This window comes from Paracnuella aquatica (assembly GCF_003332885.2).
GTDB lineage: Bacteria > Bacteroidota > Bacteroidia > Chitinophagales > Chitinophagaceae > Flavisolibacter > Flavisolibacter aquaticus.
This window is the reverse complement of the sequence record NZ_QOWJ01000013.1, coordinates 31,078-49,233: the sequence shown is the minus strand read 5'-3', so window position 1 is coordinate 49,233 and position 18,156 is coordinate 31,078. Positions and strand designations below refer to the sequence as shown.

Below are 18,156 nucleotides of genomic sequence, written 5' to 3'. Positions count from 1 at the left end.
TTGGGTCAAATTTTAAATTAAGACCGGGATCAAAGCTGTGCAAAATGGTGATTGCATCGTTGCATTTTTCCTTTTTTTCCTAAACAATTTTCAACCATTTTGCCCGCCCAATTGGGCTCTGCGTCTATTTTGCGCTCTGCCTCTTATTGATGGGTTTGAAAAAATCAGTATCTTGGCTGCAGACCAAAACACACAACATGCTTGCCGATCTGCTCAGGTGGTTGCTTCAGTTACAGGGGTTTGAGCTTATCCTCTGGTGTATTGCCCTCTTTTTTTCCCTCTTGTTTTTAGTACAAACAATCATATCCTTTTTCATTGGCGGCGACAGTTCCGACTTCGATGGGGACGCCGACGGTGATGCCACTTCGTTTTTTACGGTGCGCAACCTTATTGTGTTCTTTACCATGTTTGGCTGGAGCGGGCTGGCGGCCCACAAAGCCGGCTTGCACCCTGTGCTGGTGGTGCTCATTGCGCTGCTGGCCGGTACGGCCATGGTGGCCCTGCTGCTGCTCATCATGAAACGGGCTGCAGGCATGCGCCAAAGCGGTACGCTGCAACTAAAAAACGCCGTAAGTCAGGTGGGCGAAACCTACCTGCGCATCCCCGCCGGCCGCAGCGGCATGGGCAAAGTGCAGGTGCAGGTGCAGGGCCGCCTGGTGGAGCTCGATGCCATGACCGACGACTCCGCCGACATTGCCTCGGGCCGCCCCATTAAAGTGGTGAGCACCCTGAATGAACGCATTTTGATCGTGACGTCCTCGCTGAGCTGAAGCGGCCTGAAACGTGAACCGTCAATCGTGAATCGTGAATGGTGAATGAGGAAATTATTGATTACTGATTATTAATTATTGGTTTAGAAATAATCACTGTTGGCTTCAATAATCAATAATCCAATAATCACTCCCAACTCCCAACCATCATCCACCATCAATCATCCACCATCTCCTAACTATCAACTACTAACTCCCAACTAACATGTCCTACCTACTCATCGTCGTCGCTGTTGCGGTAATTTTCATTTTTATCCTCGTGCTGTCCATGATCAGCCGGTACAAACGCTGCCCTTCCGATAAGGTGCTGGTGGTGTACGGCAAAGTGGGCAAGGGCACCGAAGGCAACCTCAGTGCCAAATGTATCCACGGCGGCGCCGCCTTTGTGTGGCCGGTGATCCAGGACTTTGCATTCATGGACCTTACGCCGATGTCCATCGAAGTAAACCTCACCAAGGCGCTGAGCAAGCAAAACATCCGCGTAGATGTGCCGTCCAAGTTTACCGTGGGCATCTCTACCGAACCCGGTGTGATGGAGAACGCCGCCGAACGCCTGCTGGGCCTGCAGCCTGCCGATATCCATTCGCTGGCCAACGACATCATCCTGGGCCAGATGCGCCTGGTGGTGGCCATGATGGACATCGAGGAGATCAACAACAACAGGGATAAGTTTTTAAGCAACGTGGCCTCCAACGTGGAAGCGGAGCTGAAAAAGATCGGGCTGAAACTGATCAACGTAAACATCACCGACATCAAGGACGAAAGCGGTTATATAGAAGCGTTAGGTAAAGAAGCCGCTGCCAAGGCCATCAACGAAGCCAAGAAAAGCGTGGCCGAGCAGGACAAAGTGGGCGAAACCGGCAAGGCATCGGCCGAGCGGGAAAAAGACATCATCATCCAGCAAACGCAAAAAGACCGTGATGTGCAGATTGCCGAAACGCAGCGCGACCGCGACTCGCAGATTGCGCTGGCCGTTAAAGACCGCGAAGTGATCATTGCCTCGGCCAAACGCGACGAGCAGATTGGCAAGGTGGAAGCCGAACGGGATACGCGGATCAAAACCGCCGAAGCGAACGCCATTGCGGTGCAGGGCGAAAACCTTTCCCGCATACAGATTGCCGCCTCCGAAGCCGACCGCCGCGAACGGGAAGCCGAAGCCAACAAGCGGGCCATTGCCGCCGAAAAAGTGCAGTCGGCCAGGGCACTGGAAGAAGCCTACTCCGCAGAGCGCCGCGCCGAGGAAGCCCGTGCCGAGCGGGAACGTGCTGCGCAAAATGCCAACATTGTGGTAAGTGCAGAAATTGCGAAGCAAAAAGCCATCATTGAAGCGCAGGCCGAGGCCGAACGCATCCGCGAAAAGGCCAAGGGCGAAGCTGATGCCATTTATGCCAAGCTGGAAGCCGAAGCCCGCGGTATGTACGAAATGCTGACAAAGCAGGCCGAGGGGCTGGACCGCATTGTAAAGGCCGCCGGCAACAACCCCAAAGATGCCGTGCTGCTGCTGATCTCCGACAAGTTGCCCGAGCTGGTAAGGATGCAGACCGAAGCCATCAAGAACCTGAAAATAGACAAGGTAACCGTTTGGGAAAACGGCGGAGGCGGCGATGGCAAAAACGCCACGGCCAACTTTGTTTCCGGCCTCTACAAAGCCGTGCCGCCGCTGAAAGATATGTTTGATATGGCGGGCATGGGGCTGCCGGAGTATTTGGGCACCACGGCTAAAGAGGTGAAAGGGGAAGAAGGCGAGAAGGAGAAGGGGTTGGAGTTGTTGGGGTGAGTAGGAACATAGTCATATATGTCGTTTGCTTTTTTTATAAGAGAGCAGTAAAAAATAGAAGGCGACTGGCTTATTAGAAAATTTATAATGCAACTAAATGAAGGACCAGTATTTAAATTCTTGTCTATTAAATAAATAAAAAACTGTAACGGACTATGGATAATCAACTACAATCGATCTCTAAAATATTTACAGAGCGGCTATATAGAATTCCCGACTATCAACGTGGGTATGCTTGGACAGAAAAGCAATTGAAAGACTTTTGGAATGACATAATGCAACTTGAGGACGATAAGAACCACTACGTTGGTGTGCTGACCTTAGAGAAAGTGCCTAAGGAAACTTGTTCAAAATGGACAGATGATGACTGGATTATTGTTTCAAAAAGCTTTGAACCCTATTATGTGGTTGATGGCCAGCAAAGGCTTACTACGACTATAATTTTAATTCAAGCAATAACAGAAATTATTCCGTCTGACGAAAAACTAAACTATTCAACAATTGATGAAATTCGCAAACGATACATTTTTGACTCCAAGGATGGCGGTATTTCCCGGTCATACATTTTCGGATATGAAAAGGATAACCCTAGCTATGAGTTTTTAAAAACAAGAATTTTTTTAGAAAATTCTTCTAGCGGCTATTTGAAAGAAGAAACCATTTATACACACAATCTTCTTTATGCTAAGGAGTATTTTAAAGAAAGGCTACAAGAATTAAGTAAGGAAGCTGTGGAGCTTGTCTTTAGGAAAATTACCCAAAGCCTTTTATTTAATATTTATAGTATTACATCAGATATAGATGTCTTTATTGCCTTTGAAACAATGAATAACAGAGGAAAGCCACTTTCTAATTTGGAGTTGCTTAAGAATCGTTTGATTTACCTGTCTACAAAGTTTGAAGCTGATGAAAATGAGCGGAACCAATTACGTAAAAGAATCAATGATTCTTGGAAGGCGGTTTACCATTTCTTAGGTCGAAATAAAGAAAGGCCATTGAAAGATGATTTCTTTTTGATGAACCACTATATGATTTATTTTGGTGAAGAGGTAGATGTGGCGGAAGATTTCAGTCCTATGAAGGCCAGAAGGATTAACAACTTCTATCGAGATAATTATGAGGTTTTTCTCTTAGAAAAGAAGTTTAATTTAAAAAACCTATATGAGTCTTCAGATTCAGAAGATGGAAAACTTACAATCAAGGATGTAAACAATTATATTGAAAGTCTACAGAAAAGTGTAGAAATATGGTTTAATATATATAACCCAACACTATCTAATGACTACGAGGATGATGAGAAAGCATTATTAGAGAAGCTTTTTAGAATCGGCTTAAACCACTTTGCTCCACTGCTTTTGTCATGCTATTTAAAAAAGCCTAATAAAAATCTTAGGCTTAAGTTGCTAACAACGTTGGAAAGGTTTGGCTTCGTGGTACATATATATTCGCATCGATATGTGATACCCCTGTGGGATCTCAATTTATTTGCCTTAAGGGTTACAAATGGAACTTTAAGTGTTGCTGAGTTGGAGAAGCAATTAGCAGAGAGAACAAATTTAATTGTGAATGACAAGGATTTTATTTCGGATGTAACTAAAAAGTTTTCAAACGAAGGCTTTTATGAATGGAGTGGAATTCGATACTTTTTATTCGAATATGACCTGTCTTTGAAAGGATCTAGTAAGACAAAAAAGATTAAAATCGATTGGAGGAGCTTTAATTCAGAGCAGGAAGATTTTGTGACCGTTGAGCATATTTATCCACAGACAGCAAGAGAAAATTGTTGGAAGAAAGATTTTAATAAATACCCACTCAAACAGAGAAAGATTTTAAACAATTCCTTGGGGAATCTTCTGCCGCTTTCAAAGCCCAAAAACTCAAGTTTGCAGAATAAGTGTTTCCATCTTAAGGTTGACAATGATAAAAATCAAATAGGATACCGGTTCGGATCTTACTCAGAAAATGCAATTAGTAAGTTGGAAAGTTGGACACCAAAAGATATTCTTAACAGAGGATTAATTCTTCTCGATTTTATGGAAAAGCGGTGGTCAATTCCCCTTGGTACTAAGGAGCAAAAGATAAAAATTTTGAATCTCGATTTCCTTGAAGTTCAATAGAAACGTCTTTAGAATATCTACTCTGTTCATATTTTTTGTTCGCCCAGGGGTCTTCGCTGCGGCCCATATGCACTTCCTTTTGGCGAGACCACGTGGCAAACCCCTTTCAAAAAATATTTAACCACTATGAAACTGCAAGTTGAAATTACCCGGCAAGACTTTTCGGATTTTATGATGCATCATTTCGTTCAAAACAGGCTGGGTAAGACAGTAGCTATTGGGCTTGCCTGCCTGATTGGTTTGCTGTACTTTTCCAACAAGGATAAACCGGACTTTGATTTTGGCATCAATCTGATCACTGCGGCGGTGTACTGCGTTATTTATGCTGCGCTGATCTATTTCCCTTTACGCAATACCCGAAAAATCCCGGCTGAAAACGGGGCTTTTTTGGGTGTAAAAGAATATGACTTTACTGAACATGAAATACTGTGTGCAGATAAAGATGCGAGTGGGCGATATAATTGGTCGGCAGTAAAAAAGCTGACCGAAAGCAAAAAAGCATTTTACCTGTACGTGGATAACAATATGGCATTTGTCATTCCCAAAAGAGCTTTGCACAACGAGGCCGGGGTGGAAGCTTTCCGGGCTTATGTAAAAGAAAGAACAGGCCTCAATTAAGGGTGGTTTCCGACGTTGCAGGTGTTCCCTGCCGTTCGCTGCCTTTGTTGGTGTGAGGCGAAGGCATGTAGCTTAGCCCACCAACAACAGTGTGTGTGAGTTCTTTCCGCCGTTGTTGGTGTTCTGCGCAGTTCTGTGCGTAGCAACACCAACAGCAAGGTGTAGGAGGTAAGTGGCTCGCAAAGTTGTTGGTGGGCCAACACACATAAGCTATCCCTTCACACCAACAACGGCGGGTGCCTACTGCAATGTTGGCTGGCCGGTACCTGCCGCCTTGGTTGCCCTTTATTCCAGTCTGCCAGGGGTCTTCGCTGCAGGCCTGTGCAGAGCCTTGTGGCGAGACCCCGCGGCGATGAAGCGCATCGGCCAACAACGCCGCAGCGGAAACCGGCGCAAACAATATTTAAGCAAAGCAACCAACTACCCGTTCCATAAAAAAACAGGCTTATGAAAATATACTTCTTTTTTGCTTTGGTGCTGCTGGTAAAAGCGGCGGCCGGGCAGAATGCCCCGGAGATCATTATTCCGGTCGGCTCAATAGTGTCTGAGGTATTAACGCCGGAAAAGATTTACCAGCACCCGCAATTTGCGCTGGGTAAGGTTTTGTACCGGAACGGCACCGAAACCGAGGCACTGCTCAATTACAACAACCTGAGTGGCAGCCTGGAGTTTATTGGGCCAAACGGCGATACGCTGGTCATTGGCAAAGAGCTGTTGGCAACCATCAACAAGATCCTGGTCAACGAACATGCTTATGTGCACCAGGAGGTGTACTATGAACTGGTAGCGGAGCATGCATTTGGAAAATTGTTGAAGCGGCAAATGTACCTGCTCACCAACCGGGAAAAAATGGGCGCTTACAACCAGTTCACTTCGCTTTCGGCCATCTCGGCTTACGATAATTTAACCGACCGCACCGGTGGCGTATCGCGCAGCCTGAAGGTGAATGAAAAAATAACGTTGACGCTGCGGTCGCAGTATTTTTTTGCGGATGCGCAGGGGCGCTATTTACCGGCTACGAAAAAGAATCTGTCCAAAGCGTTTCCTTCCAGGACGGCGCAGATTGATCGGTACCTGAGCCAACATGATGTTGACTTTAGAAATGTTGCGGACTTGACAGCGTTGTTTTCATCGCTTAAGTAATGTGTCTGGTGGGTTGCCCGGGGTCTCGCCACAGGGCTATGCACAAGGCCTCCAGCGAAGACCCCGGGCGGACATATGAGACCCCGGGCGGAAAAGGCCAGTATCATGCCTTGCACACTTTTTGCCAAATGGCAAATAGGGCAGCCCCAACTTCGGCTAACTTGCAATCATGAATGCCTTTATCAATTATGTGCTGCAGTTTGGCAATCTCAACCAGCAACAAACCGAGCTGATCACCGTAAATCATTTGTGCTGGAGCTGCGCAAGGACCAGTATTTTTCCGAAGCAGGCAAGATTTCCCGGCAGGTTGGTTTTGTACTGGATGGCGTGGTGCGGGTATGTTATTACAACAACAAGGGCGAAGAGATCACCAAGTATTTTATCGACGAAAACAATCTTGTGGTCGACATTGAGAGCTTCGACAACGAGATTTGCTCCTCGGCGTATGTGCAGGCCATTACCGATTGTACGCTGCTTTGTTTTAATAAAAGGGACTGGCAGGAACTGCTCAACACCATTATTGGTTGGGACGCCATGGTACACCGCATGGTAGCCAAGGCATTAATCCAGAAAGTAGAGCGCAGAAGCCCGCTGGTAACCGAGGACGCTACCGAACGCTACCTGAAGTTTCTCGAAATTTATCCCAACATCGTGAACCGTGTGCCGCTGGCATACATTGCTTCTTACCTGGGCATTACCCAATCATCGCTCAGCCGTATCCGAAAAAATATACAGTAAACCGCTTTTTGCCAAATGGCAAACGATTCCATTTTTGCGCAGCCCATTTTTGTGCGGTAATAAAAACAAGCAACAATGAAAACAGTATTGATTACCGGCGCAAACAGGAGCATTGGATTGGAAGCGGCCAGGCAACTGTTGCAACAAGGCTATTATGTTTATTTAGGAAGCCGCAGTTTGGAAAACGGGCAGCAAGCCGCAGCGGCATTGCAAGCCGAAGGATTAAACAATGTAACCGCCATTGAATTGGATGTGACCAACGACCAATCGGTGGCTGCGGCACGGGCAACCATTGGTGCACAAACACCGGTGCTGGATGTGCTGATCAATAATGCAGGCATCAGTGGTGTGGTGCCGCAAAAAGCGTTGGACGCTTCCATCGACAATTTCAAACAAGTGTATGAAACAAATGTGTTTGGCGTGGTGCGGGTAACGCAGGCATTTTTTGATCTGTTGCAAAAATCCCCCGAGCCAAGGATTGTGAATGTGAGCTCCAGCGTGGGTTCGCTATCGCTGCAAAGCAATCCCGCGTGGCCGTTTTACCACCATGCAAAGTTTGCTGTTTATTCTTCTTCCAAATCGGCTTTGAATATGTACACCGTTACGCTTGCTTACGAGCTGCGGGATACAGCGTTTAAAGTAAACGTGGTGGACCCGGGCTATACCAAAACCGATTTCAACAACCACCAGGGAACCGGCACCGTTGAAGACGCCGCGGCCCGTGTGGTGAAGTATGTCCTCATTGACCAGAGCGGCCCGACGGGACAATACTTTAGTGAAGAAACCAACCCCGAAACCGGAGCTATTCCATGGTAGGAGTGCGGCAGCAACAACGCAAATAGGTGGTCAAAAAGTAATCGCCTTAACCACAGGACTAAAAAAACATAAAAGCCGGTCTCAAACCAATGAGACCGGCTTTTTTTCAGTTGTCCGTCCCGGGTCTTCGCTGCAGGACATGTGCACAGCCTGTAGCGAGACCCTATGGCAATTGGAAGCCCCCAATTCCGCAGGCGTAATACTATTTGATCACAAATCCACCGCTTGCCTGCATTTCTATTTCCACTGCGCCGTTTTTATCTACGATTACTTCTTTCATAATGGCCGCTTTGCTAGCATCATCGCCATACAGCCGCACCTTCTTGCCCGCAAGCATAGGCAGGTTCAGCTTTAATTTGAGCGGCTCTTTGCCTGCATTAACTCCGGCCACATACCATTGCGCTTTATTGCGCCGTGCAATCACGGCATGCTTACCGGGATAGCCGTCAATGTACAGGGTTGCATCCCAGGTGGTAGGCACCGTTCTCATAAAGTCGATGGCAAAAGCGGGCACATCGGTGAGGTTATTGGGTGTCAGTCCGAACATTTGTACCGGGTTTTGAAACAGCACCGCCGTAGCCAACTGGAATGCATCCGTAGTGAGGCGCTGGTTGCGGCCCTGGTTGCTTTTTACCAGGTACTTGTTGAGCAATACGCCGCCAAACTCCATGCTGCCCACCGTGTTGCGGATAAATGGATGCATGGTTGCATTGTATGCTTCTGTTTCCCGAACGCCCTGCACAAACACCAGCATCTCGGATGCTACCACGGCTTCGGCACCCACAAAATTGGGGTACATGCGTTCCCAGCCCCGCGGCAAAGTAGAGCCATGGAAAATGATCATCAGGCCGTAATCATTGGCATCGGATAGGATGTCCTCATACAGCCGCATGGTTTCCTGTTTGTCGCCGCCAAAAAAGTCAACCTTCAAACCTTTTACGCCCACTTCGCGCAGCCACTTCATTTCCTTCTTCCGCTCAATGGCGGTGTACATTTTATTGCGCGGTCCCTGCGGTGCATCGTTAATGGGGCCGTTGGAATTGTACCACAAAAACACCTCAACTTTTTTCGAACGGGCATAGTTGATCAGTTCCTTCATGCGCTCCTTGCCAATGTTTTTATCCCAAAGCGCATCCATCAGGATGTACTCGTATTTCAGGGCGGCGGCAAGGTCGATGAACTTTACCTGGTCGTCGTAGTTCATGCTGTTGTCCTGCCACAGGATCCAGCTCCAGGTTGATTTTCCATACTTATATTTTTGCGATGCTTCGTACAGCGGTTCCACCACGTCAAACGGGATCGTGGTTTCCACGATGGGTTTTAGGGTAGCCCCAACCGTTATGGTGCGCCAGGGCGTAACGCCGGGAAGGGCAAGGGCTGCAGTAGACGAGCCAAAGCCGTTGTTGGTTTTTGGATTGGGATATTCGACGGTGTACAAGCCATCTTTGTATTCGCTTAAGTGTGAAGCTAAGTACAGGCTGCTCACACCGGTTTCCGACAACAACACCCAGCCATCGTTACCCACGCGAAACAGGCCGGGAAATACAAAACCTTCCCCGTTGCGGTTGGTACGGGTCATGGGCGCATCGGCAACATAACCGCTTTCGTAGCTGGGTGCGGTGCGGGCAAAGCCGGTCATGGGACTCATCATGTTGGACAGAAAAGTGGTGGTAACGGAGGGAAACCGGTAGCCGGTTGCTTCCCTTTCCACCACGCAGGCCATGCGTTCGCCCCAGGAGGGCAGCTCGTAGCGAAAAGCAATATCATTGTTGCTTACCTGGAACACGATGCTGATCTTTTTCTGCTGAGCATTTTCAAACAGGCAGGTCAGCTTGTTGGCAGTGTATTGGACCTGCGATTTTTTGATTTTTTCCTCGCTGTAGGTTTTATTCACAACATTTTCCGTCTTGCCCAGGTACTTCATGCCGGTGCTGAAATCGCCTTCGTTGGTGGTCAGTCCCAGTGGCGAAGCGTCCAACATTTTTTTGCCCATATAGGTAACGGAATACACCGGTTTGCCATCGGCAACCGATACCGCCAGTTGCAGTTGCTTATCGGGGCTCAGTACTACGGCATCTTGTGCAAAAAGGGTTGGGGCAAATAAAAGGAGGCAGGCACATGCGGCGAAAGAAAATAAATGCTTCATGAACTTGGTTTACAAAAAAAATGAGTGCAATGATCGTATTGGTTTGGTGTGTGGCCCACGCCCAATTGCTGATGAGTTGGCAAGCCGGCAGCAATTTAAGGTATGGATCCGAACAAAAGTCCGCTATTGGCAGGATGTACGGGGCAAGGACGCTGCTTTTTAGTAGCACAAATGTTTAGCTGTGCTTGTTTGCAATGCTGAATGAGACGATCGTCCACGGTCTTTCAGCGTTCTTTGGGAGAAAGCTTACCGGTTCGCCGGGGATATTAATGTGTTTGAAAGCTCGTTTTAGCCAAATTTCTTAGTCCGCCCGGGATCTTCGCTTGAGGCCCGTGCACGGATTTGTGGTGAGATGCTAGGCAATGGGATGTGCAGTGCAAATTCAAATTTGCCGCCATCAATTTTATAAACATTGAAATGCAACCACTACACCGATGATGAGCAAGACAAGGATGTAAATTTTTCAGCTAGTCAACAGCAACCCTGCCTACAAGCCACCTCCAGAATTATATACTAGATTCAACTACCGAATCGTTCAACATTTGTGCTCCTTTTTTCACATTTTTTGCCACACTACAATAGGCCGTTTCTATTGCTTTACAAACCGTTATTGCGCTGCCAGGTTTGCCAACTCCGCTTTGTGCCGCCATGTGAAAAAAAGCAACAATGCATCACCCGGTCGCACTAGGTCGGCCAGCAGACCACGAACCTATAACGTTTGCTAACATCAACACCCCATACTTTTAAACTTCAAACCTGCAAACCTCCTTCATGACGTACACAAGAAAAAACTTTGCTGCTGCCCTCGTTGTAGCAGCCGCGCTGAGCCTTTCCGCACCGGCTATGGCGCAGGACGGAACCATTTACCCGATGGAAACACCGGTGGAGAAAAATGCCATTCCGCTCAATACCGGTGGCGTGGCCAACCAGCCCGCCAAGGAAACCTGGTTCAAGCAGTGGGGCGACCCGATGGCCCGCAACATTACCGCAGCCACACTCACCCCGTTTTTACCCAAGCCCGGCAAGGCCAATGGCACTGCTGTAATTGTGGCGCCGGGTGGCGGCTACCGCTGGCTGTCGCTGGGTAACGAAGGCTGGGAAGTGGCACAGGCGCTGGCCGACAAAGGCATTGCCGCTTTTGTGCTTAAATACCGCTTGCACCCAACGCCGGAAAAACTGGAAGATTTTACCGATTGGATGAACCGGCCCCGCCCTGCAGCCACACCCAACCCAGCCGGTGGCGCAGCGCCGGCAGCAGCACAGCAGCTCGACCTGTCGAACCAGCTGGCCGATGCCGAAGCGGCTTATGCCATGATCATCAAACGGGCTAAAGAATGGGGCGTGGATACTGCCCGGATCGGCATGATCGGGTTTTCGGCCGGCGCCGGACTCACCATGCACGCTACGCTCAACTCCAAGACCATGAAGCTGGCCTTTATCGGGCCGGTGTATGGCGGCATGGGCCCTGTGGATGTGCCCAAAAATGCACCTCCGATGTTCAACGTTATTGCCACCGACGACTTCCTGTTCCGCGGGCAGTTTGGCGTGATCGAATCCTGGCACAAAGCCGGCATCCCGGTGGAGTTTCACTTGTACCAAAACGGTGGCCATGGCTTTGGCCTGGGCAACCCCGACCGCACCAGCAACCGTTGGTTTGATGCGTTTATGTACTGGCTCGAAGTAAACCGCTTCCTGAAAGCAAAAGCGGCCTAACACTGTAGTGGCGTTATCATTTTTACCAAAATAAAAAGGGCATTACCTGCTGGTAGTGCCCTTTTTGTATGATAAGGTTTTGGTGCGGCAAGTGTTTATATATTGGTAAACGGGATGCAGCAGTGAAGTGCGGCCACTATGTAGTCGGAAACAGCCCTCATTTCGTCGCAGTTGCAACCCCTTTATTTTGGAGCAAACAGCTAGGTTTGAAATCAGAACAATGCGCTATTATTTTGGCGTTTTATGCGGCCGCTTGGCATTGAGTGGATGATAGCGTTTGGGCCGATGGTGACTGAACAACGAAATCTGTTGCGTGAAATTTTTTCAAAAAAATTGTGTAACCAGCCTGCAAAGGGCTTAGCCTAAAACATTGAGACCATGAACACCGCCATGAAACGCATGAATACGGACATCAAAACGGTTGACGAATACATCAGCATGTTTAACGATGAGGTACAGGCATTGCTGCAACAGGTGCGGGCCGTGATCACTACCCATGCGCCTGGTGCAACGGAAGGTATTGCGTACGGCATGCCGGCTTACAAAATGGGCGGTAAGGCGCTGGTTTATTTTGCTGCGTTTAAAAAGCACATTGGTTTTTACGCCACGCCAACCGGCCACGAGGCATTCAAAGCAGAACTGGCGCCGTACAAACAGGGAAGGGGCTCGGTGCAGTTCCCGCTCAACCAGCCCATTCCGTTCGAACTGATCAAGCAAATAGTGCTTTTTAGGGTGGAGCAGCAGGTTGCAAAAGCTGCACAATAACGCAATACATTTTTTTATAAAAACCAAAAGACACCAACTCCGTTGGTCTTTCAGTTGATGGGAATTATGCAACAGTGAAAAATAGCGGGCTGCGGCCTTCAATGCATGTAGCTAAAAGCCATTGTCCGTCTTCGCATCAACTACCGCTTAAACCCGTTTTGTTGCCCTATTGCCACAACAGCTGCGGCACTATTGCAGCCGCCATCACCCCAATAGGTCCGTTTTGTTGGATGATTGTTGCCCACAAGTTGGTGTAGTATCGAACAAAATGCGCCTAACCCATTACCAGTAATCTTGGGCGCATTTTTGACAGCATACCCCTGCACCTACGGTGCGCTTCATTCTACCAAATACAAAGCATGGAACAGATCAAAAGCAGGGGTTATGGAGTCAAGAACTCCGTATTTACCCGCCTGAAGCCCATTGATTTTGAGCGGCAGGCACCCGGCGCCGACGAGGTGCTCATTGATATATTGTATTGTGGCGTGTGCCACTCCGACCTGCACCAGGTGGCCAACGACTGGGACAACACCGTGTATCCCTGTATTCCCGGCCACGAGATCATTGGGCGGGTGGTGAGTGCCGGTGCATCGGTAACCAAATACAAGGCGGGCGATATTGTGGGTGTGGGCTGTATGATCGACTCCTGCGGCACCTGCCCCTCGTGCAGTGATGGACTGGAACAATACTGCGAAGGACCGAAGGGCTGGACTGCAACTTACAACGGCCCCATCAAACCCGATGGCACCAACACATTTGGCGGTTATTCCAACAATATCGTGGTAAAAGAATCTTTTGTGCTGCGCATACCGGAGGCACTTGATATCAGTCGTGCCGCACCGATTTTGTGTGCCGGCATTACCACCTATTCGCCCCTGCGCCACTGGAAAGTGGGCGCCGGTAGCAAGGTGGCCATTGTGGGCCTCGGCGGACTGGGCCATATGGGGGTGCAACTGGCTAAAGCCATGGAGGCATCGGTTACGGTGATTACCACCAGTAAGGAAAAAGAAAGCGAAGCAAAAGCACTGGGCGCCCACAACATATTATTGTCGGAAGATAAAGACGCGATGACGGCAGCCGAGGCTTCGTTTGATTTGATCTTAATTACGATCCCTGATCCCTTTGATGTGAACCCTTATGTAAGCCTGCTCAAACGCGACGGCACCATCGTTACGGTAGGTTTGCTGGGGCCATACAAAAAGCCTGTGGTAAACATGGAAGTGGCCATGAAGCGCCGCAGCCTGTCGGCCTCGCTTATTGGCGGCATAGCCGAAACACAGGAGGTGCTGGACTTTTGCGCCGAACACAACATCATGCCAGAAGTGGAAATGATTCCCATACAGGACATCAACAAGGCATTCAAAAAAATGCAGGAAGGCGAGGTGCGTTTCCGTTATGTCATCGATATGCAGTCGCTGAAAGAAGAAGTGGAAGACTAAGGCGAGTGAAAGCAGCCAGTTAAAAAACTTTTGTAGCGGCACACAAATTTGTGCGTTGCTCCAAAGGTTTTTTTACTGGCTGAATAAATGGAAGCAAGAATTCCATCAACGCACAAAAGCGCATGCAGGGATCGATGCCTTGCATGCGCTTTTATAATACATTTTTTATTAGCGAAACTTTGTGCCCTTATTGTTGTTGCTGGGTATCGCCGCCGTTTATTTTATACTTCACGCCGCTGCGGCTGGCGCCGGGCTCGGGTGGCATGGGCTCCCGCAGGCTGTTGGCAGAATCTACCGGTTGTGCGGCGCCAACGTTCAGGGCGGTTGTATCATCACCGGGATAGCTCGTTGCGGTATCCTGCATCATTATTGTGCTACTCGTATCGGTGGTCGTTGCATCTCCTTCAGCGCTATCGTTATTACAACTCAGCAATGCCACTGCAAATGCTGCGGTCAACAATCTTTTCATATTTATTCCTTTCTGGTTAAAAAATAAAAGGTTGCGGTAAGCGTAGGCAAAACACATGCCTGCTTGAACTGTGAACAATCAAAAGGGGCGTTGGTTGATAGTGTGCAGATGCAAACATCTACAATGGCGACAGCGGCAAGAATAATAGGAAATTATGATAACTAGTTGAGGTCTTATTGGGTTTTTGCAGATGCAAAAAAGTGGAAGCTTTATAGTCGAAAAGAATTTTCCCGGATTTATTTATTGTACTAAAAACAAAAGCAGCAGTTGCCTGCTGCTTTTGTTTTGGATGATTACTGCTGCAGTGCGATCTCGCCTACATCAGTAGTTTCGGCAGCCTTCACCACCACGCTGTCTTTTGCAGCATGCTTATAAGGTGCGTTTGCCTCTACAATAATCCGGTATACACCTTCCTGTACATCACTGAACTGGAAAGCGCCATCAGTAATTGTTGCTTTCAATGTATCCGTTGCAGAAATGGCCCAGGCCTGCTTTGCACTTTCGGCCGGGGTTACCTTGCCTTTGATGCCCACTTTCTGAATAGTATCAAAAGAAAGGATACCTGCAGATGCCATTACAAGACCTAACAAGGCCAGTTTCGTATTTTTCATACCGTTAGATTTTTAAATGAATAAATAACCGGTTGACCTGCCATCAACCTGGTGGTTGGTTAAGAATGGGACTGCTTTGCCAACAATTATGCCTGTAATGAAATGCAATGTCCTTTTAACATTTTTTAAGAATTGAGCATTCGTTTTAATATGTGCGGAATAGTCTAACAATTTTCTGTTGCGCACCTTTTTGTGGCAACGAAGAATTATGCTTCTATATCAATGGTAATAAAGCTCTGAGCTTATTACCACTCCTTATCTATTAAAAGTATTTCGTTGCTATCGCCGGCAGAGTTTATTGTCGCAGTAGTGTACCACGATGAATGCCGGGACAACCATTCATTTCATCTATAATGGCTTTTAGCAGCACCACTAAATTTCCAGTTGGCAATATTTCTTTAACACGGAGTAAAATTAGACGGGCTCTTTATAATGGTTAAAATTCCGGCTACAGACAAGACTGGCCTGGAAATTTACAGCAGTAACCTTGTCATGAAAATACTGGTGATCGAAGATGAACAGGATATGCGCAACGGGCTGGTACAATCGCTGCAGCAGGAAGGCTACACCGTGGAAACAGCATCGAACTTCGATGCGGCGCTGGATAAAATAATGGTGTATGAGTACGATTGCATTTTGCTGGACATAGGTTTGCCCGGCGGCAACGGACTCGAGCTGCTGGCCCAATTGAAGCGGGAAGGCAAGGATGGCAGTGTGATCATTGTGTCGGCAAAAGATTCGCTGGAAGACAAGATCACCGGCCTCAACCTCGGCGCCGATGATTACCTGGCAAAACCCTTTCACATGGCCGAGTTGCACGCCAGGGTGCGGTCGGTGCTGCGGCGCAATACGCTGAACGGCAACAGCCAAATCACCCTCAACAACCTCCTGATTGATCCCATTGACCGATGGGCGAGAGTGGATGAAACGCCGATGATCTTTAACCGCAAAGAGTTTGACGTGTTGCTGTACCTGGCCATTAATAAAAACAGGCTGGTGCATAAAAATGCGCTGGCCGAGCATGTGTGGGGCGACCGCATAGATGAGGCCAACAGTTTTGATTTTGTGTACTCGCAAATAAAAAACCTGCGTAAAAAATTGAAAGAGCATGGTGCCGAAGTGGAAATACAAGCCGTGTACGGCATTGGGTATAAACTAACCGCATGAAGCTGCAAAACATTACTACCGCATGGTTTGTTGCCGCATTGGTGTTGCTCATTTCGGTGTGGGCAACCATTTTTTATTTTGCGCTGCTCAACGAAATTTATGACAGCATCGACGATGGGCTCGACAATCAAAAACAGCTCATTATACAGCGTGCAGCATTTGATAGTACCGTACTGCAGCATAGTGAGTTTCGGGAAAGCGGGTATTCGATTAAGCAGGTATCGCCTGCAGCCGGCATCAACTTTACCGATCGATATGTAGACACTTCGTTGTACATGCAAAACGAAGACGACAACGAGCCGGTTCGGATGCTTACCACTATGTTCCGGCAAAATGGTGCCTATTACCAATTGCAAGTCATTACTTCGATGGTTGAAGAAGACGATTTGGTGGCGCAACTGCTCTACTCTTTGTTGTGGCTGTTTTTCGGGCTGGTGCTTTCCATTATTTTACTAAACAAATTTTTACTGGGCCGCATCTGGAAACCGTTTTATCATTTGCTCCAACAGTTAAAAAAGTACCAGCTCGATGCGCAAAGCAATATCAACACGGCACCAACACGGATCGAAGAATTCCGGCTGCTCAATGAAAACATCACCGCATTGCTGCACCGGAATAAGCTGGCGTACAACAGCCAGAAACAGTTTATAGAAAACGCAGCGCATGAACTGCAAACGCCACTCGCCATCAGCATCAACAAGCTGGAATCGTTGGCAGACCGGGGCCACATGAATGAAGAAGAACTGCAACTCCTGGGCAGTGCGCTGGATCACTTGGAGCGAATGACCCGGCTCAACCGGTCGCTGTTGCTGTTGTCGCGCATAGAAAACAAACAGTTTAACGATACCGAAACGGTGGATATAAATGGGCTGGTGCGGCAGCTGGTGGAGGATTTTTCCGACCAGGCGCAGTTCAGCAATATCACCATTGCCATAACAGATGAGGCACCTTGCGTGGTGCACATCAACCGCGGCCTGGCTACTATTTTATTTACCAACCTGATTAAAAATGCGCTGGTGCACAACCACGCCGGGGGCAGCATACACATCCGCATTGGCGATAAAAAGGTAGTAGTGGAAAACACCGGCGACGATACACCATTGGATACGACCTTATTGTTTGCCCGGTTTTATAAAAAGAATCCATCGGCGGCTTCAACTGGGCTGGGACTGGCTATACTTAAAGCCATTGCCGACCTGCATGGTTATACCATACAGTATTCATATACCGGCCTGCATGTGTTCACCATTCAATTGAAGTAGCATCAATCGTGCTGCGATATTTCTTCAAAATTCTTTAACGTTTTTGCACCCGCTTACACCGCCTTATTCCCAAATGTTTCCAAATTTGGGCCGGAGCTTTGCACTATCATTTAACCACAAAAACAAATTGATATGAAGCTCTTAGGAATTTGTGTAGCATTTTTGGGAATTACACTTACTGCATGCAGCCAGGATATTGCTGCCGATAAAGTACCATCGGTTGTAACCAATGCAGTGCAGGCCAAATTTGCCGGTGCCACCAAAATAGATTGGGAGAAAAAAGACAAGATGTACGAAGCGGAGTTTACGCAAGACAGTGTGGAATACACCGTGGAAGTGGATGCAACCGGGAAGATCACCCGCCAGAAACACGACCTTACTCTAGCACAATTGCCTGCAGGAATTGCACAGGCCATCACTGCGGAATATAAAGACTACGAGCTGGATGATATGGAACAAGTGGAAGTAGCCGGCACCATTTTTTATCAGGTAGAGCTGGAAGCGCCGCGGGGTAAAAAAGATGTGCAACTGGTGTTTGATGCAAATGGCGCAAAAAGCAGCACGGCCTATTGGGATTAATAAAAAATAAGAACAGGAATAGATAT

Annotated in this window: 16 protein-coding genes; 13 read left to right on the top strand and 3 right to left on the bottom strand. The window is 48.0% G+C overall.

From position 1 onward, the window contains the following. Positions 1 to 197 precede the first annotated feature (197 nt). From DRJ53_RS16240 to DRJ53_RS16210, 7 genes are all read left to right on the top strand, one after another. Entirely contained in the window at positions 198 to 770 is a 573-nt protein-coding gene (locus tag DRJ53_RS16240; RefSeq protein WP_123893641.1) for a hypothetical protein, read from the top strand. 205 nt (positions 771 to 975) lie between these two features. Continuing rightward, complete coding sequence (locus tag DRJ53_RS16235; protein ID WP_114236716.1) at positions 976 to 2,547, top strand: flotillin family protein; 1,572 nt, start codon at positions 976 to 978, stop codon at positions 2,545 to 2,547. 155 nt (positions 2,548 to 2,702) lie between these two features. Continuing rightward, a complete protein-coding gene (locus DRJ53_RS16230; protein ID WP_114236715.1) occupies positions 2,703 to 4,664 on the top strand; it encodes a DUF262 domain-containing protein in 1,962 nt (653 codons plus the stop codon). Positions 4,665 to 4,790: 126 nt separating this feature from the next. Beyond that, positions 4,791 to 5,282: a YcxB family protein gene (locus DRJ53_RS16225; protein WP_114236714.1), complete on the top strand. Its 492-nt coding sequence runs from the start codon at positions 4,791 to 4,793 to the stop codon at positions 5,280 to 5,282. A 447-nt stretch (positions 5,283 to 5,729) separates the two neighbouring features. Beyond that, positions 5,730 to 6,425, top strand: a complete 696-nt coding sequence (locus tag DRJ53_RS16220) for a hypothetical protein (protein ID WP_114236713.1) — start codon at positions 5,730 to 5,732, stop codon at positions 6,423 to 6,425. Positions 6,426 to 6,674: 249 nt separating this feature from the next. Then, positions 6,675 to 7,163 carry a Crp/Fnr family transcriptional regulator gene (locus DRJ53_RS16215; RefSeq protein ID WP_241558585.1) on the top strand — a complete coding sequence of 163 codons (489 nt, stop codon included), beginning with the start codon at positions 6,675 to 6,677 and terminating at the stop codon, positions 7,161 to 7,163. 75 nt (positions 7,164 to 7,238) lie between these two features. Continuing rightward, positions 7,239 to 7,979, top strand: a complete 741-nt coding sequence (locus DRJ53_RS16210) for an SDR family NAD(P)-dependent oxidoreductase (protein ID WP_114236712.1) — start codon at positions 7,239 to 7,241, stop codon at positions 7,977 to 7,979. A gap of 202 nt (positions 7,980 to 8,181) precedes the next feature. Here the strand turns inward: DRJ53_RS16210 and DRJ53_RS16205 are convergent, their stop codons facing one another. Next, positions 8,182 to 10,125 carry a glycoside hydrolase family 97 protein gene (locus tag DRJ53_RS16205; RefSeq protein WP_114236711.1) on the bottom strand — a complete coding sequence of 648 codons (1,944 nt, stop codon included), beginning with the start codon at positions 10,123 to 10,125 and terminating at the stop codon, positions 8,182 to 8,184. A 771-nt stretch (positions 10,126 to 10,896) separates the two neighbouring features. Here DRJ53_RS16205 and DRJ53_RS16200 point away from each other — a divergent pair. The 3 genes from DRJ53_RS16200 to DRJ53_RS16190 all read left to right on the top strand — a co-directional run bounded on the left by DRJ53_RS16200 (position 10,897) and on the right by DRJ53_RS16190 (position 14,042). Then, positions 10,897 to 11,838: an alpha/beta hydrolase gene (locus tag DRJ53_RS16200; RefSeq protein WP_114236710.1), complete on the top strand. Its 942-nt coding sequence runs from the start codon at positions 10,897 to 10,899 to the stop codon at positions 11,836 to 11,838. A 378-nt stretch (positions 11,839 to 12,216) separates the two neighbouring features. Continuing rightward, positions 12,217 to 12,603, top strand: a complete 387-nt coding sequence (locus tag DRJ53_RS16195) for an iron chaperone (RefSeq protein WP_241558584.1) — start codon at positions 12,217 to 12,219, stop codon at positions 12,601 to 12,603. Positions 12,604 to 12,962: 359 nt separating this feature from the next. Further along, a complete protein-coding gene (locus DRJ53_RS16190; protein WP_114236709.1) occupies positions 12,963 to 14,042 on the top strand; it encodes an NAD(P)-dependent alcohol dehydrogenase in 1,080 nt (359 codons plus the stop codon). A 187-nt stretch (positions 14,043 to 14,229) separates the two neighbouring features. Here the strand turns inward: DRJ53_RS16190 and DRJ53_RS16185 are convergent, their stop codons facing one another. After that, positions 14,230 to 14,511 (bottom strand): hypothetical protein, encoded by a 282-nt coding sequence (locus DRJ53_RS16185; protein ID WP_123893639.1) that lies wholly within the window; start codon positions 14,509 to 14,511, stop codon positions 14,230 to 14,232. A 293-nt stretch (positions 14,512 to 14,804) separates the two neighbouring features. Continuing rightward, complete coding sequence (locus DRJ53_RS16180) at positions 14,805 to 15,122, bottom strand: peptidase associated/transthyretin-like domain-containing protein (RefSeq protein ID WP_114236707.1); 318 nt, start codon at positions 15,120 to 15,122, stop codon at positions 14,805 to 14,807. A gap of 492 nt (positions 15,123 to 15,614) precedes the next feature. On the opposite strand from DRJ53_RS16180, the gene DRJ53_RS16175 reads away from it, so the two are divergent. The 3 genes from DRJ53_RS16175 to DRJ53_RS16165 all read left to right on the top strand — a co-directional run bounded on the left by DRJ53_RS16175 (position 15,615) and on the right by DRJ53_RS16165 (position 18,130). Beyond that, a complete protein-coding gene (locus DRJ53_RS16175; RefSeq protein ID WP_114236805.1) occupies positions 15,615 to 16,289 on the top strand; it encodes a response regulator transcription factor in 675 nt (224 codons plus the stop codon). Then, positions 16,286 to 17,551 (top strand): sensor histidine kinase, encoded by a 1,266-nt coding sequence (locus DRJ53_RS16170; RefSeq protein ID WP_114236706.1) that lies wholly within the window; start codon positions 16,286 to 16,288, stop codon positions 17,549 to 17,551. Before DRJ53_RS16175 ends, DRJ53_RS16170 begins: the two co-directional genes overlap by 4 nt. 132 nt (positions 17,552 to 17,683) lie before the next feature. Next, positions 17,684 to 18,130 (top strand): PepSY-like domain-containing protein, encoded by a 447-nt coding sequence (locus DRJ53_RS16165; protein WP_114236705.1) that lies wholly within the window; start codon positions 17,684 to 17,686, stop codon positions 18,128 to 18,130. Positions 18,131 to 18,156: the final 26 nt, after the last annotated feature.

Coding starts and splice junctions, on each gene's coding strand:
- DRJ53_RS16240 (WP_123893641.1), top strand. CDS start 198: ATGCTTGCCGATCTGCTCAGGTGGTTGCTTCAGTTACAGGGGTTTGAG.
- DRJ53_RS16235 (WP_114236716.1), top strand. CDS start 976: ATGTCCTACCTACTCATCGTCGTCGCTGTTGCGGTAATTTTCATTTTT.
- DRJ53_RS16230 (WP_114236715.1), top strand. CDS start 2,703: ATGGATAATCAACTACAATCGATCTCTAAAATATTTACAGAGCGGCTA.
- DRJ53_RS16225 (WP_114236714.1), top strand. CDS start 4,791: ATGAAACTGCAAGTTGAAATTACCCGGCAAGACTTTTCGGATTTTATG.
- DRJ53_RS16220 (WP_114236713.1), top strand. CDS start 5,730: ATGAAAATATACTTCTTTTTTGCTTTGGTGCTGCTGGTAAAAGCGGCG.
- DRJ53_RS16210 (WP_114236712.1), top strand. CDS start 7,239: ATGAAAACAGTATTGATTACCGGCGCAAACAGGAGCATTGGATTGGAA.
- DRJ53_RS16205 (WP_114236711.1), bottom strand. CDS start 10,125: ATGAAGCATTTATTTTCTTTCGCCGCATGTGCCTGCCTCCTTTTATTT.
- DRJ53_RS16200 (WP_114236710.1), top strand. CDS start 10,897: ATGACGTACACAAGAAAAAACTTTGCTGCTGCCCTCGTTGTAGCAGCC.
- DRJ53_RS16195 (WP_241558584.1), top strand. CDS start 12,217: ATGAACACCGCCATGAAACGCATGAATACGGACATCAAAACGGTTGAC.
- DRJ53_RS16190 (WP_114236709.1), top strand. CDS start 12,963: ATGGAACAGATCAAAAGCAGGGGTTATGGAGTCAAGAACTCCGTATTT.
- DRJ53_RS16185 (WP_123893639.1), bottom strand. CDS start 14,511: ATGAAAAGATTGTTGACCGCAGCATTTGCAGTGGCATTGCTGAGTTGT.
- DRJ53_RS16180 (WP_114236707.1), bottom strand. CDS start 15,122: ATGAAAAATACGAAACTGGCCTTGTTAGGTCTTGTAATGGCATCTGCA.
- DRJ53_RS16175 (WP_114236805.1), top strand. CDS start 15,615: ATGAAAATACTGGTGATCGAAGATGAACAGGATATGCGCAACGGGCTG.
- DRJ53_RS16170 (WP_114236706.1), top strand. CDS start 16,286: ATGAAGCTGCAAAACATTACTACCGCATGGTTTGTTGCCGCATTGGTG.
- DRJ53_RS16165 (WP_114236705.1), top strand. CDS start 17,684: ATGAAGCTCTTAGGAATTTGTGTAGCATTTTTGGGAATTACACTTACT.